The following is a 14,439-nucleotide window of genomic DNA, read 5'->3' on the forward strand; positions in this document are numbered from 1 at the left end:
GGCAGCCTATCGACGATCAACGTCCCCGTCCACGATCCCGCTCCGAAATGCTTGCGGGGTAGCGGTAGCCTGCGCTACGGTCGGCCAAGAGGTTGCCGGCGGCAAGCAATTACGGATGCTGTTCGGCGCGTTGCTTTCCAACTGACCACGAGCAAGGAGTCCAATGTCACTCGTCCGCGTTCACAACTTCTCTGTCTCCCTCGACGGATTCGGTACTGGAGAAGGCCAATCGCTCGAAACGCCCTTCGGTCATGCCGGATCACGCCTGATGAGCTGGGCTTTCCCAACGCGAACCTTCCAAGGGATGGGATTCCACGGCAAGGATGAGGGCTCGAACGGAATCGACGAAACGTTCGCGAGCCGCTGGGCCTCGGGCATCGGCGTCGAAATCATGGGCCGGAATAAGTTTGGTCCCCAGCGCGGTCCGTGGACCGATGAAGAGTGGAAGGGCTGGTGGGGTGACAACCCGCCCTTCCACACGCCGGTGATCGTCCTGACGCACCACCCGCGGCCCACGTTGACTATGGAGGGCGGCACGACTTTCCACTTTGTGGACGCAAAACCCGCGGAAGCGCTCGAAGAGGCCCGCGCGCTCGCCGGCGACCTCGACGTGAGGATCGGTGGCGGCGTGGACACGGTCCGGCAGTTCCTGGAAGCCGACCTGATCGACCAGATGCATATTGTCCAGGTTCCCGTACTTCTCGGCCGTGGCGAACGGCTTTGGGATGGCATGGAGGGACTCGAAGAACGCTTCGAGATTGAGGCGGCACCTTCGCCCAGCGGCGTCACCCACCTGACGTTCGCACGCCGCAGCCGCGCCGCCACAACTGACCAGGCAAGCTAAACCGACGGCACAACGGCCCCGGCACCACGCCTGTTGCGGGCTGGAGCGGGGGCCGTCCCAAGGCCGGAGTTATCCAGCGCGGGTTACGCGGCTGGCTCAGGCATGCCTCAAACGCGCGACCTGCCGGTCACGAAGTGGATGATCAGGACAATAACGGCGATGACAATGAGGATGTGGATGAATCCACCCCCGATGCCGCCGAGCAGGCCGAGAAGCCAGAGAATGGCGATGATGATGGCTATCCAAAGCAACATGGTGTGCTCCTGGTTGTTGGTAGAGGGAAAAGCGTGAGGTCCCGGCATTGATCCAACTGCTCATCGAGCAGCCGGTGGATCAGTCGGGCAGTTCGATCGTGAATCCGCAGGCGCATTCGAGTGTCTTCGTGGACAGGATGACTTCGGCCATCCCGGCGTCCGCGCATTCCGCTGTAGACATTGGTGCTTGGATGGTGCGGTGGGATGTCCGGGCCACGGTCATCGGCACTCCGCAATGGAGGTAGAACGTGCCGAAATGCATCATGCCCGGGGTGCTGTCCGTGGCGTTCAGTAAAGCCGCGACATCACGGAAAGGTGCGGGATGGGCGTGGAAGGAGCCGCATTCGGTGCAGGCGTAGATGACGTGGACCAAGGGCTCGCCTGTCGTGGCGGGTGCGGGGTCGATCGAGTGCAGCATCAAGTGTTGGTCTGAGCGGCACGTGGGGCACCAGAGGGGAAGGGCGCGCGGTGGCGCGGGCTTCCGGGACCAGTGTGGGGTTTTGACTGTCCTATAGGTTCCGGTGCGTGTTCGGTCCTGCAGGTTAGGTACTTTTTTCATGGTTCTTGCTTGCTTCTTCGGGTAGCCCGGCCCAGTGGTTGTTCCACTCGTGGTACTGGGGTACCGCTCCGTGATGGTGCTTGTTGTTGTGCTTTTTGGCGTACCGCAATGCTGGCTTGAGTTCGTGGAAAAGGCGGTCCTTCGATGAGCCGCCGCACTGCACGAGGTAGGCGGTGCCGTTGGGACCGTAGGAGGGAGAAACGTCGGCCGGTCTGGTCATGGCGGGTTTCCTTTGCGTTCGCTGTCTTCGCCTGTTCGCGAAGGCTCGTCTACGGTGTAGTCATCGGGCGTAGACTTTTTGCTGTTATTTACACAGTAACCTTATATTTGCGGTAAGGCAATGACTTAAATGCGCTACCGCGCTTCAGCGCCCGACGGCGGTTGCTCGCCAGCCTGCGACGGCGTCCATCCCAGCGCGGGGCCTAGTTTCCCGGCGATGTCGCCAAGGATTTGGACATAGTCCTCGTGTTCAAAGCTGAAGGGCAGCGCGAAAGCGACTTCGTCGACTTCCTGGAACCCGGCGTGCGCAAACAATTGCCCGGCGATTTCCTCGCTTGTGCCGATTAGGTCCGGAGCGAAGAGCATGCCCTTCGGTCCTTGTGGTGCAAGTGTCCGGGGGGTGCGCTCGTCGACGTAACGCTGGTACTTCTCCCTCTGCGCCGGAGACGCTGAATCGGTCGGGATCACCACCAAGCCTTGGGAGACGCGAGCTGGTCCGCGTGCTTGGGCCGACTCGGCGGCCTCACGGAAGGCACGGATCTGCGATTGCTGGACGAGGCCGAAATCGGGTTCTTGTCCGGCGTCGACAAAGACCACGCTGCTTGAGAGCAGATTGAAACCGTTTGCGCCGGCCCAGGCGGCCGACTTCGTGCTGGCGGCCCCGTACCAGAGCCGTTCGCGCAATCCGGGTGAATGTGGCTCGACGCGGTTGGAGAATTCTTCGACCACGCCGTGCTTGCCGGAAAAGTCCCGTACCTTTTCCCCTGCGATCAAGCGGGCGAGCCGATCCACGCGGGCGTAGCTGAAATCCTCAATGTCCGCGGAATCCGGGTACAGCTCATGCTTCACGGTGTCGTAGTGCATCGGTTCCCCGACGCTCAGGCCCGGGTTGATTCGTCCTCCGGCGAGCAAGTCCACGGTGGCGAGGTCCTCCGCCAGGCGCAAGGGGTTTTCCCAGCCCAGCGGGGTCACCGCGGTTCCAAGTTCAATGCGGGAGGTGCGCTGGCTGGCGGCGGCCATCACCGCGATGGGGGAGGAGATCCCGAACTGCAAGTGACGGTGGCGCAGCCATGCGCTGTCGAAACCAAGCCGTTCGCCGAGTTCGATGATCTGCAAAGTGGACTGGTGGCCCGCGGCCGGGTCCTCGGGATCGAACAGGCCGATCGTGAGAAAACCAAGCTTGCGCAGGGGACTTCCATGGCCGGGCATGGCACTCCTTCAGGATCGGGGGCGGCTTTCCCTCAGGATATGCGCAGGCTTCTGGATATCCTCCCGAGCATGACGGGAGGTTAATTCAGCCGGAAATCCGTGCGTGGGCGGTCACAACCAGAGCTTGCCTTCCTCTTCCTGATGGCTGAGGATCTTGCGGAGCTTGGCGAGGTCAAGGGCTTGGTTGCCCCATTGGATTTCCAGTTCGTGCAGTGCACGCCTGCAGTTGTCACACATGATGTTTCCTTTGTTGGGGATGCGGGCCAGGTCTGGAGGAGCTGGGGACGTGGACGGCGTCGTAGCTATCCATGATGACCCAGTCCTACTCAAGTCCTGCCGGTGTGATACCGGTCACTTGCGTTTCTTTCATGTAGCAAAAATACGCCTGGCAAACGAATTGCGGGAGAGTCTCAAGAATATTTGGATGAGAAATTCGGAAGGCTAATTTACCAACCGAGTTAACATGTTGGAAACATTCGAAGTTGCCTTTGGTTCCGGCGCTAGCGATGGCTGCGGCCCTGTGCTGGCGGGCCAGGAACGGCATTCGATAGTCCGCCTCCTGCTCTCGCGCGGGTCCTTGCCCTGCCGGAGTATGGGGTTCGGAGCGTCCCTTTGCCGGGAAGTGCGGACATTCGATGAATGCGAATCGGGCAATTTAGCCGAATGTATATTGTCATTTTCTTGGATTAATTTGTTCTGGCACATTCACCTGCGCGAGCAGATGGCTGTGGGGCCGCCCGGGTTCAAGTCCATTGAACCGTCAGTAGACTTACTATTATCGTTGCACTAACGGATGCGTATTCGAACTGACGGTCCCTTCCGACCCGGGGAGACCGTCGCAGAAAGGAGCGCCGTGAGCCAGCAACCCCAGCCCCCGCGGCAAGAGCCGGGCAAGGCCGAGCAGGGAGTTTCGAATCAGTCGCCGGCCCCGCCCGTCACCCGGGCGGGCGTGGTCTGGACGGCGGTTGTCGTCGCCCTCGTCGTCCTGATCTTGTTGATTGTGTTCTTCCTGCAGAACCAGGACTCCGTACGCGTGTACTTCCTTGGCTTGGGCGGTTATGTTCCGCTCGGGCTTGCGCTCTTCATCGCGGCGGTCGCCGGGGGCGTGCTTGTCGCGGTTGCGGGAGCCGTCCGCATCCTGCAGCTTCGGCTGCTCGCCCGGCGCTCCCGGCGCACAACGCCCCCGACGGCGGCAAAACGGTGATCGTCCGGCGCACCTTTCAGCTTTCGCATTCGATGCAGTAGAGGTTGCCGTCCTTTTCCCGTGCGATCTGGGAGCGGTGGCGGACAAGGAAGCACGAGGCGCAAGTGAACTCATCACTGCCTTGGGGAACGACGCTGATGACCAGTTCCTCGGCGACGATTTCGCCCCCCGGGCCTTCCGATTCCAGCTCGTCGCCCGCCTCTACTTCAAGGACCGCGCGCATCGGCGTCGGCGCATTGGCTGACTGCAAAGCTTCCAAGGATTGCTCCTGGGCCTCTTTGACTTCCGGGCGCAGGTCGTCGTAATCAGCGGCCATGACGTGTTCTCCTTTCCGGGAACCAATGGGGGAACCTTGGCGGCGGGGGAGTGCTAGACGAGTCGGACGTTTTCTGCCACCAGGCCTGTAACTCCCAGGACGACGTCGAACGCGACGCGCTGCTCGTCGTCCAAGGACAGCCGGCCATTGCCTACGACGGCCGAGTAGTGCACGAAGACGTCGGGACCCCTGTCGTCCTGGGCGATGAACCCGAAACCCTTGTCCGAATCGAACCACTTGACAGTTCCAGTGGACATGTCCACTCCTTCCGCGCTCCGTGCAGGCCCAGGGCCGGCAGGCTTTCCAGGCGAACTGCCTAGACGCATATCATAAGCATGCTTAGTATTGTTTTGGCCCATAGACCGTAATGAAACCCGTGCGCAAATGAATTTTCGCCCGCCAATGAAACCGGGTTCCCGGTGCTGTAGCATCGCCGCATGGCCGTCAGTGTCAGTGTGCAGGTTGTCGATTCGCGCGTCATTGCCGCTGTCCGGCGCGTGGTTGCGTCCGGCGACGTCGGCTCAACCTGGGAGGCCGCGATCGGCAAGGTCTGGGATTTCCTGCGCAGCCAGCCAGGGTTGTGGACGGACGGGCACAATATCTTCGTCTACCACTCCGACGAGCCTGGATCGCCCATAGTCTGCGAGTTCGGCGTCGAAGTTACGCGGCCCTTTGACGCCTCTGGGGAGGTGTACGCGACCCGGACGCCTGGCGGTGAGGCCGCCGTCGCGATCTTCCACGGACCGTACCACCGCCTGCAGGAGGCCTATGACGCCCTCGACGAGTGGATGACCATGAATCATCGTGAGTCCGCCGGGCACTCCTGGGAAATCTACGGCGACCCCACCCCGGATCCGGCCCGCACTGAAACCATGGTGTTGCACCTGCTGAAGTAGCAGGCCGATGTGTCTAGACGCCGGCCTTGACCAGGAGCGCATCCACCAACATGAAGAACATGCTCCGATAATCAGCGGCTTTGGGATCCGTCATGTATTGGATGGCTGCTCCGTCATAGATCATGAGGAAGGACCGCACCAGCATGGGGAACTCCATGAGGCATTCCTCGCCCTTGCTCCGGGCCGCGGAGGAGAAGATGTTCCCGAGCTCGGCTTCGTAGGCCGGATATATCTTCCCGGCGAGGGCGCTGACGGGCGCGTTGCGTGTTGCCCACAAGATAAGTTCGATTTCGGCGAGGAGGCTGGCCGGTTCTTCCACCAGTGCGCGCCAATAGCCTTCGGCAACTTGCTCAACGGCCGCACGGAGGCCCAATTCGATGGCGACTTCGCTGGAAAAGCTGCTGAGGTTTTTGAGCCAAGCCTCGGCGGCCGATTCCATGAGTTCGTCTTTGTTCCGGAAACAATAGTGGGCGGTGGCCAAAGGGGCGTTCGCTTCCTTGGCGATGGCTCGGATGGTCACCGACTGGACGCCTTCGCGGCGCATCAGTTCGACCGTTGCTGCAATCAGCTGTTCTTTGCGTTCGTCGGCGGGTACCCGCATAGCTCACTCTCTAGTCTTCCGGCTGTGGTCCGGTGGGGACCGTGCCTTAAGACTATTGCTTAGACAAAAGTCGCGCACCCTGTCTTGAACCTCTGACTAGAACAGGCGTATAAAACAGCGCCGCGGCCCAATTCGTCGGGCCGCGGCGCCATGACACCCTGCGGGTTTACCGTGAGGCGAGGGTCTCAGCGGCGTCGACCGCTTCCTCGGGATCTTCCGAGTCCAGGTCTTGCGACTGTCCGTAGAGGTACCTTTCCAGGGAATCGTCCATCGCGTTGAGCCAGCGTGTGTGGTGCTTCGTCGCCATGGTGCCGGTAATAACGGAGCGGTGGACCATGTCGCGGTAGCCCAGGATGTCGGTGTGCTTGTGGTGCATCCAGTCCTTGAACAGCTGCGACACTGCATCCAGGTCGAACGGTGGGTAATCGGTGGCGTCGATAAGCTCGCGCAAGTAGTCCGTCTGGAAGTCCGCTTCGGCGTCGTGATCCGGCAGTGCCGCTTGGCGGTCCAGCCAGACCTGGATATCCGCCTCGCGTTCGGCGATCGGAGGGAGTTCGATGGTTCCGGTCATGACGTCGCGGGCAAACCACGCTTGCGCGTCGAACATATTGAAGGTGTAGTACTGGTCTTGGGCGCCCAGGTAGAACAGGTTGGTGTTCTGCTGCCACACCACCCCTTTGTACAGGTTGCCGGGATACAGCACGTTGGGTGATTTCAGGGAGAGCTCGCTGGGCAGGAACGGGTACTTGTGCTGGTATCCCGTGCAGAGTACGACGGCGTCAAAGTCGTCTTGGGTGCCGTCGCTGAAATACGCAGTGCTGCCCTGGAAGTGGGTAACGAGCGGGCGTTCCACGGTGGTTTCGGGCCAGTGGTATCCCATGGGGTTGGTGCGGTAGCTCATGGTGATGGACGCGGCGCCCATCTTGTGGGCCTGCATTCCGATGTCTTCGGCTGAATAGCTGCTTCCGACCATGAGGAGCCTTTTGCCGTAGAACCGTTCGGCGCCGCGGAAATCGTGGGCATGCAGGACTTCTCCGGGGAAGGTCTTGATGCCTTTGAATTCGGGGACGGACGGGACGTGGAAATGGCCCGTGGAAACTACGAGTTTGTCGAAGACATGGGTTTCGGTGAGGCCGGTCTTGAGGTCCTCGACCGTCACCGTGAACTCTTGGGTGGACTCGTCGTAGCTGGTGTGGCGTGCCACGGTGTTGAACCTGACGTACTTGCGGACGTCGGACTTCTCCACCCGGCCCTTGATGTAGTCGAAGAGCACTTCACGGGGCGGAAAGGAGGAGATGGGGCGGCCGAAATGCTCATCGAACGAGTAGTCGGCGAATTCGAGGCATTCTTTCGGCCCGTTGGACCATAGGTGCCGGTACATGCTCGAATGCACTGGCTCGCCGTGGCCGTCCAGGCCGATCCGCCAGCTGTTGTTCCACTGGCCGCCCCAGTCGGACTGCTTTTCAAAGCACAGGATCTCGGGGATGGCGGCGCCTTTTTGCCGTGCCGATTCGAACGCCCGCAGTTGCGCCAAGCCGCTGGGTCCGGCACCGATGATTCCAACTCGTAATGTCATGTTGCTGTTCTCCTCTTGCAATTCATCAAACATTTTTGCTCGCTGGCTACGGCGCGAAGGAGCGGTGGCCGGTGAAGAAGCCGAGTCCGTATTCGGGGGTTTCGAACTTGACGGTGGTTCCCTTCGGGAAGAACAGCACGTCGCGTTCCTTGGCGTGGGTGACCTCGCCGGTGGACTGGTCGGTGAGGATGAATTCGCCCTGGATGACGACCTTCATTTCGTCGTACGTGTAGGTGTAGACGAGGGGTTCGGAGGCTTTGAGCTCGAAGAAGCCGGCGCTCATGACCGAACCGGTCGGGTTGTGCAGGGAGTCGCCGATTGCGGCGATGGTGCCGGGTTCGTTCATGGAGGGAAGGCCGGTGTAGCCGCCTTCTACTTTGTGGATGGAGCCGGCCTTGCTCAGTGTTCCTACGAGGGTTTCCATGGTTTCTCCTGTGGATGGTTGTTTGGGGTGACGCGCCGGAACTGTTCATCTTTGACAGGACCGTTCTTGCTTGGCAGGCCTATGGGGCCGCCGGGGAGAGAGATTGGGTAGGGCCCGATCGGGGCCATCGCCGGGAAGTTTTGCAAACCGGAGATTGTCGGTACTGCAGGCCAAACGAGCTGCACTTATGTGATGCCAGTCACGTTTGCTCGTGGTGAAAACTGTGACATGGACGCTTGTATAAGTCAATCGTCCAAGTTGGATATTTCTCAGAAAAATGTCTGCGTGAAAGAGATTGGCGCCATCGATCATGAACCATTGACTGGGACGGGTGTCCATGTAAAAGTGTTGGTCAGCGCCGTGACCCAGATCACGATGACGCGGCCTCATCTGCTTCATCGAAGCAATCCCACGCAGGATTCCTCCCTCGAGAAACGGGTAAAGACAATGACGACAACCACCCCTCAGCTCCCGATCCCCACAACAGGCGAACCGGTCGAGTATTGGCCCGCGAAGGCCATGACACCGATGAAAGACGATTGGCCCCGGCTGCGTTGCCGGTTCATCAACTCCAATCCCGAAGGCTCGTGGGGTGACGTCATACTCTCGGAGTGGGAACTGGAAGCCTGCGGTTGGCAGGACTTCCACCCCCACACCGAGACGAACTTCGTGCTCGAAGGAGAGCTCCACATCGAGAGCGAAGGCAAGACCGTTATCCTGCGGCCGGGCGACGCGGCCCGTGTCAATCCAGGACGGACCGGCCGCTACTGGGCACCCGTTTACGCCCGCATGGTCACCATCTACGGTCCCAACCCGGACGGCTTGGAATCACACTCCTTCCGGTACTCCGAAATCTGAGGTTGGGAACGCCCATGAGCACATTGAAAGAGTTGTATGCAGAGGAATTGAACACCCGACTGGCCGAGTGGCAGTCCAGCGACCTCGAACCTCCCTTCAGGTTCGGCGACATGCGGACACTGCTCGTCATCACAGTCGCCTTGCCGGCCTTTGCCTTGGTGATGGGGTGGTTTGTGTGAGCCAGGCAACGAATGAAATATCCACCTCCGGCACCGAGGGATCCCTCCCCCTGCTCAGCCATGAACGGAACTGGACTCCCAAGGCCCTCTTCTTCAGTTCTGCCCAAGCGGCTGTTGCTACCTGGTGTTTCATCATCGGGGGATACGTGGCCTTCTACCTGCCCGCGGTCCAAGGCTCGATCGTGATGATCGCCTCGATGTTGGCGGGAATGCTGCTCGTATTCCTTGCCACCGTTCCGATGGCCACCCGCTACGGCCTGGAGGCCGTGCGCTCAACGCGCCCCGTCTTCGGCACCCGCGGTTCCCTCTTCGCCGTCGCGCTCACCTTCCTCTTCACCATCGGGTGGGGGACCACGCTGATGATCTTCAGCGGGAAATCGGCAGCTTTGCTGCTGACCACCCTTGGCCTCGTCAGCCAGCAGAGCGCACCGACCGTCCAGACGCTGAGCAGCCTCGCGTGCCTCCTGGTGGTTTGGGCCCTCATCAGCCGCGGTCCCGGCATTCTTCGAAGGGTTGGCGTGCTGGTTGCCTGCTCGGTCCTCGCGCTGGGTGTCATGGTCATCGTCGTGATTGTGGCGAAGGTCGGATGGCCGGCCCTCCTGGGCGCCAAGCCGAGCGCCGCCAACGGTAACAAGCTCCTGGACTATACGACGGCGATCGAACTCATGCTCGCGACGGCACTTTCCTGGTGGCCCTACGTCGGCGGCATGACCCGGTTCTCGAAAAGCACAAGGAAGTCCGTCCTTCCGGCGACGCTGGGCCTCGGACTCGCCCTCTCCGTCATCTGCCTGATCGGCCTTTACACCGGCTTGGTCTTTCCGGACTCCGGCGGCAATCCGCTCCCGGGACTGCTGGACATCGGCGGCATCTGGTTGGCCTTGCCGGCATTCGCGTTCATCATCGTTGCCAACGTGGGCACGGCGATGGTGGGTACCTATACGGCGGCGCTCTCCCTCAAGCAGCAACCTGCCATCGACGCGCGCCTGAGCTGGCGGGGAGCGACCACGGTTGCCGGGCTGACCGTGGCCGTAGTCATCGTTTTCCTTGCGGAGCCCTTCTACGCCAATTTCGGAACGTTCCTCACGCTCTCGGCAGTGGTCTTCGGTCCGGTCTGCGGGCTACAAATCGCCGACTACTTCATCATCAGGAAGCAGCGCCTGGACCTGGACGGCCTATACAGCGACCGCGCCGGTTCGGCCTATTGGTACTGGAAGGGCATCAATCTTGCCGGCTTCGCGAGCATGGCGATCGGTGTGGTGGTGTATTTCCTCCTGCTTGATCCCGTCACCTTCGCCTCGTCACCCGTGTTCGCGTTTACTACTGCGACCCTGCCGTCGACGCTGGCCACGGCTGTCAGCTATGTGGTGCTGGTGCGTTTGAAACGGAAGGCCCGGGAGCTCCAAGCGCCCCTTTCCTCATCAAAATCTTCCTAAAACCGAGCATTCCCGCTACTCTTTTTCCAAAATTCCGGACAATACCTGACGACGCTTTCGTGCGTCCAATATTTCAGGGCACATCCGATGAATTAAGCAGCGGCCCGAACGGGTAGTTTAAACCGTCCATAATTAGCGTTTTGCCCACCCGAAAATGACACAAGGATGGGTAGTAGGCCTCCCATTGGGGTACCACCGCCGGAAACCTGCCGGCGCGCAGCAATAGAAAGGTGAATCCACATGAGCAAAACTTTCCAGCCCACCGAGCTTTTCAAAGGCGAGCTCGATGAAGCCCTGCTGGCTCCGCCGCTGGCCGAAGTGATCGGCGCCGAGATCCCCACGAGGATCGGCATCCCGTTCACCAGCGAAGACTCCCGCATACTTTCGGGCGTTTGGGAAGCCGAACCGGGCCTCTCCCGCTGGGAATTCCTGGACCGCGGCGAGGTCATCCATGTCCTAGAAGGCCGCATGGTGGTCACTGAGGACGGTGGCCAACCCGTCACGCTCGAAGCTGGAACGGCCGGCTTCTTCCCGATTGGCTGGCAGGGAACCTGGGAAATCCAGGAACGTATCAGGAAGTTCTTTGTGATCTTCTCGGCTTAAGCCTTAATAACAGGAAAAGGCCCGGTGTTTGCACCGGGCCTTTTCCTGTGTCCGGAAGCGGTGTGCCTGAAATTTGGGGTTGGGATGAATTAGTGCACGAAAAATAGGCCCGGAATATTCCGGGCCCGATGCAAATAAATTAGTGGCGGAGGACCAATCGGCGGGGAAGCCGCGAAATTCAATTCGCGGAAACTTCCCTCAACGATTGCCGAGTGCGCGCGGGGAACATACGAAGAAGAGCGGCTGCTCTACTTGCGCGAATGGCACGACGAGCCAACGGCCGCCATAGAACTCGACGTACGAGTCCGGAGTGCACTTTGCGAAGGCTTCTTCCCGTGTCATCCTCATTCCTTTCACGCTAGGTCCGGTACGGCCCTTCTTGGCTTCCCGAGTGATACTCTAACTATAGACCTTCATGGTTAAAGGTCAATAGACATTCAAGGTTAAATGTCACACGGTCTAGGAGTGTGTGCAGTGACTACTTGGAAAGAGCAACTCGCCTTCGCGCCCTTGGAAGCAGCGGATCGGGGGGAGGAGGTCGGGCGTCGGCTGAGGCACGCCATAGAGCTCGGAGTGCTCGAGAACGGTTCCCAACTGCCCAGCGAGAGCTACCTAGCGTCACGGATGGGGGTGTCCACACTGACGCTCCGGTCAGCACTGGCGGAGCTGCGTGGACTCGGCCTGGTTGAGACCCGCCGTGGCAAGGGCGGCGGTAGCTTCGTGAAGGCGAACACGGGGGACATCACCCGGATGCAGCGGCAGTCCCTGGAGGCATACTCCCTGGAGGACCTGCGGGACATGAGGGAGTACCGCGCCTTCCTCGCCGGCGCCGCTGCAGCCGCTGCCGCGGAACAGTCCCACAGGCTCTCGATGGGACGCCTGGATTACTCATCGCAAGAGATCAGGGCTTGCGAGCATCCCGCGGACGCGATCCGGGCGGACAGCAAATTCCACATTGAACTGGCGGCGAGTTCGGGTTCGGTCAGGCTGACCCGACAGGAAGTCGCCTTACAGGCCGAGGTCGGTCCGCTGATCTGGGTGGATCCGAAGGAGCATAGGGACACCGCCGCGGAAGACCATGCGAAGATCGTTGAGGCGATTAGCACCGGCGATGCCCAGCGGGCCCGCACCCTGGCTGAGGAGCACGTCAGGCGGGACATGAACCTGGTCATCGACGAGCGGATGACGATGGACCGCACCCCCGTCGAGGCGTTGACCCGCTCGGCCTCCACGGACGACGCCGTTGCCGCCATTGAGGCCCTCGCGGCGATGTTCTCGGGAACCGCGGCGACGGCGATGCGCGAAGTTGAGCAAGCGGTGCGTGCCTGCATCGGTGCGGGCGTGCGCAGGGATCGTGCCGACTCGGATATTTACGGCGCGGCCAGGAGGGCCGTGGCTGCCGGGGCGCCCCTGCTGTATGGCACCGGATTCGTCGCTGAGGAGTCCTACTTCGGCGAGAGTTGGATCGCCTGGTGCTACACGCCGTCGGGCCCTGAATCGCCGCAGCGGCTTTACGTCGACATGGATCTCTACGACTTCGCCACGGCGCCCTGGCGGCCGCACGACCAAGGCGACGAAAGTCCGATCCACACGAGCCATGCTTACGTAGACGCGAGCGGAACCAACGAGACCGTCATTACCCTCAGCAAGCGCGTGGTAGTGGCGGGAACCTACGTGGGAACGCTCGGTGCCGACCTGCATGTCAGCCGGCTCCAAACTTCGTTTGAGCCGCTTCTGCGGCCCTTGCCGGCCAATACCTGCATCGTGGACCAATTCGGAGCGATCCTCGCGACCAACACCGGGCGTTTCGTCGGTGGGACCATTTCGGAGAGCGATGATGTCCGGCGGCAAGCCCTTCCCGGGGTTCCATGGACGCTCTGCTTGGGCGCTGACTGAGAAGACCGACTGAACAAGACATTTAAAGTTGAATGTCTATTGACATTTGACGTTAAAGGTCTAATCTCGATCTATCAGAGGAACGGGAAACAGGGGGGCCCGAGCCATTCAGATCATCACAAAGGAGTCGATGGTCATCATGGATAACACGGATGCCGTCCACGTCTGGCACCGGGCCGGAAACCCGACGCCGGACGATCGCCTTAGCCTCTACGCCCAGGCGCTCATTTCAGAATGTTCGATCGGTGCCTACCGCACCTTGAACGACGCGCAGGAAGACAGGGCGATCCTCGCCCTGTTCCGCGTGGACCAGCCCCGCGCGACCCTTGCTTCCCTTCATCAGGTGCCGCCGCTTGCCCTCTCCGGATACCACCAACTCCTCCACGAGCTGGCCCGCGAAGGATTTGGCCCGGGATCCGGATTTCATGCGGAAAGGAGGATGGGCCATGTGTGACAACTGCCGGCGCGCCCTGCATGAACTGGAAATCCAATGGGGCAACCAAGCTCTGGACCTCGCAAAGATCCGCCAAATACTCAGTCACCATGACGACTAGTTCCTTGCGTGGAGCCCTCGTGCTACACTGTAGACATGACCTGTAGAAGGATCTCCGTGTCTACGCCGTAGACAGAGAGGGGACGGGCGGGAGTCGGTCGTGGAGCGTGCACCAGTGCCGGAGCGGGATGATCGCCGCCCGTTGAGCCGCGCGACGGTGTTGAAGGCAGCCTTGGGCGTGGTGGATGCCGATGGCCTTGAAGCGTTGAGCATGCGCCGGCTGGGGCGCGCGTTGGGCCGTGATCCTATGGCGGCCTACCGGCACACGCCGGGGCGGAAAGAGCTGCTTTCGGGAGTAGCCGAACTCGTCCTGGATGAGCAGGAAGTCTTTCCGGACGATACGCCTTGGCGGGTGCAGCTGCGCCGGATGGCCCACGAATTGCGCCGCGTGTGCTTGCGCCATCCTAATGCCGTGTTGCTACTGGTGACCGAGCCGCTCGCTGCGCCGCTCGGCCGGCGCCAGGCCGGAACGCTCCGGCCGCTTGAACGGACCCTCAAGGTCTTGTGCCGTGCCGGATTCCCGCCGCCGGATGCCTTGCACGCCTACCGCGCCTTCTATGGCTTCCTCTACGGGCACATCCTGAATGAGCTCCAGGAACTCGTTGTGGATCCGGAGGAAAACGAAGCGTTGTTGCGCCTCGGACTCCATCGGCTGCCCCTGGGGGATTTCCCGTGCGTCCGGGATTTGGCCTGCGAACTGCTTGGGTATGACGGCGAAAAGGAGTTCGATCGGGGCATCACCATTCTCCTCGCCGGGATTGAACAGCAACTGGCTGATGTTCAATAGTGTTCATTAATGTTAGGTTATGGTTGAT

At 61.0% G+C, this 14,439-nt stretch carries 21 protein-coding genes; 10 read left to right on the plus strand and 11 right to left on the minus strand.

The features are described from left to right. Positions 1–163 precede the first annotated feature (163 nt). Positions 164–844: a dihydrofolate reductase family protein gene (locus ABCW42_RS03775; protein ID WP_423183596.1), complete on the plus strand. Its 681-nt coding sequence runs from the start codon at positions 164–166 to the stop codon at positions 842–844. A gap of 107 nt (positions 845–951) precedes the next feature. Here ABCW42_RS03775 and ABCW42_RS03780 read toward each other — a convergent pair whose 3' ends face one another. From ABCW42_RS03780 to ABCW42_RS03800, 5 genes are all read right to left on the minus strand, one after another. Beyond that, on the minus strand, positions 952–1,098 hold the full coding sequence (locus ABCW42_RS03780; protein WP_423183597.1) for a lmo0937 family membrane protein: 147 nt from the start codon (positions 1,096–1,098) through the stop codon (positions 952–954). 79 nt (positions 1,099–1,177) lie between these two features. After that, entirely contained in the window at positions 1,178–1,516 is a 339-nt protein-coding gene (locus ABCW42_RS03785) for a hypothetical protein (protein WP_423183598.1), read from the minus strand. A gap of 124 nt (positions 1,517–1,640) precedes the next feature. After that, complete coding sequence (locus tag ABCW42_RS03790; RefSeq protein ID WP_423183599.1) at positions 1,641–1,877, minus strand: hypothetical protein; 237 nt, start codon at positions 1,875–1,877, stop codon at positions 1,641–1,643. 134 nt (positions 1,878–2,011) lie between these two features. After that, positions 2,012–3,085, minus strand: coding sequence for an LLM class flavin-dependent oxidoreductase (locus ABCW42_RS03795; protein ID WP_423183600.1), 1,074 nt, complete (start codon positions 3,083–3,085; stop codon positions 2,012–2,014). Positions 3,086–3,196: 111 nt separating this feature from the next. Continuing rightward, a complete protein-coding gene (locus ABCW42_RS03800; RefSeq protein ID WP_268908665.1) occupies positions 3,197–3,322 on the minus strand; it encodes a hypothetical protein in 126 nt (41 codons plus the stop codon). Positions 3,323–3,938: 616 nt separating this feature from the next. Between ABCW42_RS03800 and ABCW42_RS03805 the strand changes: the two genes are divergently transcribed. After that, complete coding sequence (locus ABCW42_RS03805) at positions 3,939–4,289, plus strand: lipopolysaccharide assembly protein LapA domain-containing protein (RefSeq protein WP_423183601.1); 351 nt, start codon at positions 3,939–3,941, stop codon at positions 4,287–4,289. 16 nt (positions 4,290–4,305) lie between these two features. Here ABCW42_RS03805 and ABCW42_RS03810 read toward each other — a convergent pair whose 3' ends face one another. Together ABCW42_RS03810 and ABCW42_RS03815 are read right to left on the minus strand one after the other, a co-directional pair. Then, a complete protein-coding gene (locus ABCW42_RS03810) occupies positions 4,306–4,605 on the minus strand; it encodes a DUF4193 family protein (RefSeq protein WP_133203314.1) in 300 nt (99 codons plus the stop codon). A 53-nt stretch (positions 4,606–4,658) separates the two neighbouring features. Next, a complete protein-coding gene (locus tag ABCW42_RS03815) occupies positions 4,659–4,862 on the minus strand; it encodes a cold-shock protein (protein WP_423183602.1) in 204 nt (67 codons plus the stop codon). Between the two features lie 180 nt (positions 4,863–5,042). Between ABCW42_RS03815 and ABCW42_RS03820 the strand changes: the two genes are divergently transcribed. Then, positions 5,043–5,501, plus strand: coding sequence for a GyrI-like domain-containing protein (locus tag ABCW42_RS03820; RefSeq protein WP_423183603.1), 459 nt, complete (start codon positions 5,043–5,045; stop codon positions 5,499–5,501). Positions 5,502–5,514: 13 nt separating this feature from the next. Here ABCW42_RS03820 and ABCW42_RS03825 read toward each other — a convergent pair whose 3' ends face one another. The 3 genes from ABCW42_RS03825 to ABCW42_RS03835 all read right to left on the minus strand — a co-directional run bounded on the left by ABCW42_RS03825 (position 5,515) and on the right by ABCW42_RS03835 (position 8,102). Further along, complete coding sequence (locus ABCW42_RS03825) at positions 5,515–6,102, minus strand: TetR/AcrR family transcriptional regulator (RefSeq protein ID WP_423183604.1); 588 nt, start codon at positions 6,100–6,102, stop codon at positions 5,515–5,517. A 166-nt stretch (positions 6,103–6,268) separates the two neighbouring features. After that, a complete protein-coding gene (locus tag ABCW42_RS03830; protein ID WP_423183605.1) occupies positions 6,269–7,678 on the minus strand; it encodes an NAD(P)-binding domain-containing protein in 1,410 nt (469 codons plus the stop codon). Between the two features lie 46 nt (positions 7,679–7,724). After that, entirely contained in the window at positions 7,725–8,102 is a 378-nt protein-coding gene (locus ABCW42_RS03835; protein WP_423183606.1) for a cupin domain-containing protein, read from the minus strand. 447 nt (positions 8,103–8,549) lie between these two features. Between ABCW42_RS03835 and ABCW42_RS03840 the strand changes: the two genes are divergently transcribed. The 4 genes from ABCW42_RS03840 (at position 8,550) to ABCW42_RS03855 (ending at position 11,175) form a co-directional block, all read left to right on the plus strand. Beyond that, positions 8,550–8,960 carry a cupin domain-containing protein gene (locus ABCW42_RS03840; RefSeq protein ID WP_423183607.1) on the plus strand — a complete coding sequence of 137 codons (411 nt, stop codon included), beginning with the start codon at positions 8,550–8,552 and terminating at the stop codon, positions 8,958–8,960. 14 nt (positions 8,961–8,974) lie between these two features. Continuing rightward, complete coding sequence (locus ABCW42_RS03845) at positions 8,975–9,139, plus strand: hypothetical protein (RefSeq protein ID WP_423183608.1); 165 nt, start codon at positions 8,975–8,977, stop codon at positions 9,137–9,139. After that, positions 9,136–10,572 carry a purine-cytosine permease family protein gene (locus tag ABCW42_RS03850; RefSeq protein WP_423183609.1) on the plus strand — a complete coding sequence of 479 codons (1,437 nt, stop codon included), beginning with the start codon at positions 9,136–9,138 and terminating at the stop codon, positions 10,570–10,572. The genes ABCW42_RS03845 and ABCW42_RS03850 overlap by 4 nt, the downstream gene beginning before the upstream one ends. A 240-nt stretch (positions 10,573–10,812) precedes the next feature. Further along, a complete protein-coding gene (locus ABCW42_RS03855) occupies positions 10,813–11,175 on the plus strand; it encodes a cupin domain-containing protein (RefSeq protein WP_133203308.1) in 363 nt (120 codons plus the stop codon). Positions 11,176–11,373: 198 nt separating this feature from the next. Here the strand turns inward: ABCW42_RS03855 and ABCW42_RS03860 are convergent, their stop codons facing one another. Next, complete coding sequence (locus tag ABCW42_RS03860) at positions 11,374–11,517, minus strand: hypothetical protein (RefSeq protein ID WP_423183610.1); 144 nt, start codon at positions 11,515–11,517, stop codon at positions 11,374–11,376. Between the two features lie 132 nt (positions 11,518–11,649). On the opposite strand from ABCW42_RS03860, the gene ABCW42_RS03865 reads away from it, so the two are divergent. From ABCW42_RS03865 to ABCW42_RS03875, 3 genes are all read left to right on the plus strand, one after another. Further along, positions 11,650–13,071 carry a GntR family transcriptional regulator gene (locus ABCW42_RS03865; protein ID WP_423183611.1) on the plus strand — a complete coding sequence of 474 codons (1,422 nt, stop codon included), beginning with the start codon at positions 11,650–11,652 and terminating at the stop codon, positions 13,069–13,071. A gap of 139 nt (positions 13,072–13,210) precedes the next feature. Continuing rightward, entirely contained in the window at positions 13,211–13,525 is a 315-nt protein-coding gene (locus ABCW42_RS03870) for a hypothetical protein (RefSeq protein ID WP_423183612.1), read from the plus strand. 199 nt (positions 13,526–13,724) lie between these two features. Then, the gene (locus tag ABCW42_RS03875; RefSeq protein ID WP_423183613.1) at positions 13,725–14,411 is read left to right on the plus strand and encodes a TetR/AcrR family transcriptional regulator C-terminal domain-containing protein; all 687 of its coding nucleotides are present in this window, start codon (positions 13,725–13,727) and stop codon (positions 14,409–14,411) included. The last annotated feature ends 28 nt before the right edge of the window (positions 14,412–14,439 follow it).

The sequence above is a fragment of the Arthrobacter sp. NyZ413 genome (assembly GCF_049390645.1).
Lineage (GTDB): Bacteria > Actinomycetota > Actinomycetes > Actinomycetales > Micrococcaceae > Arthrobacter.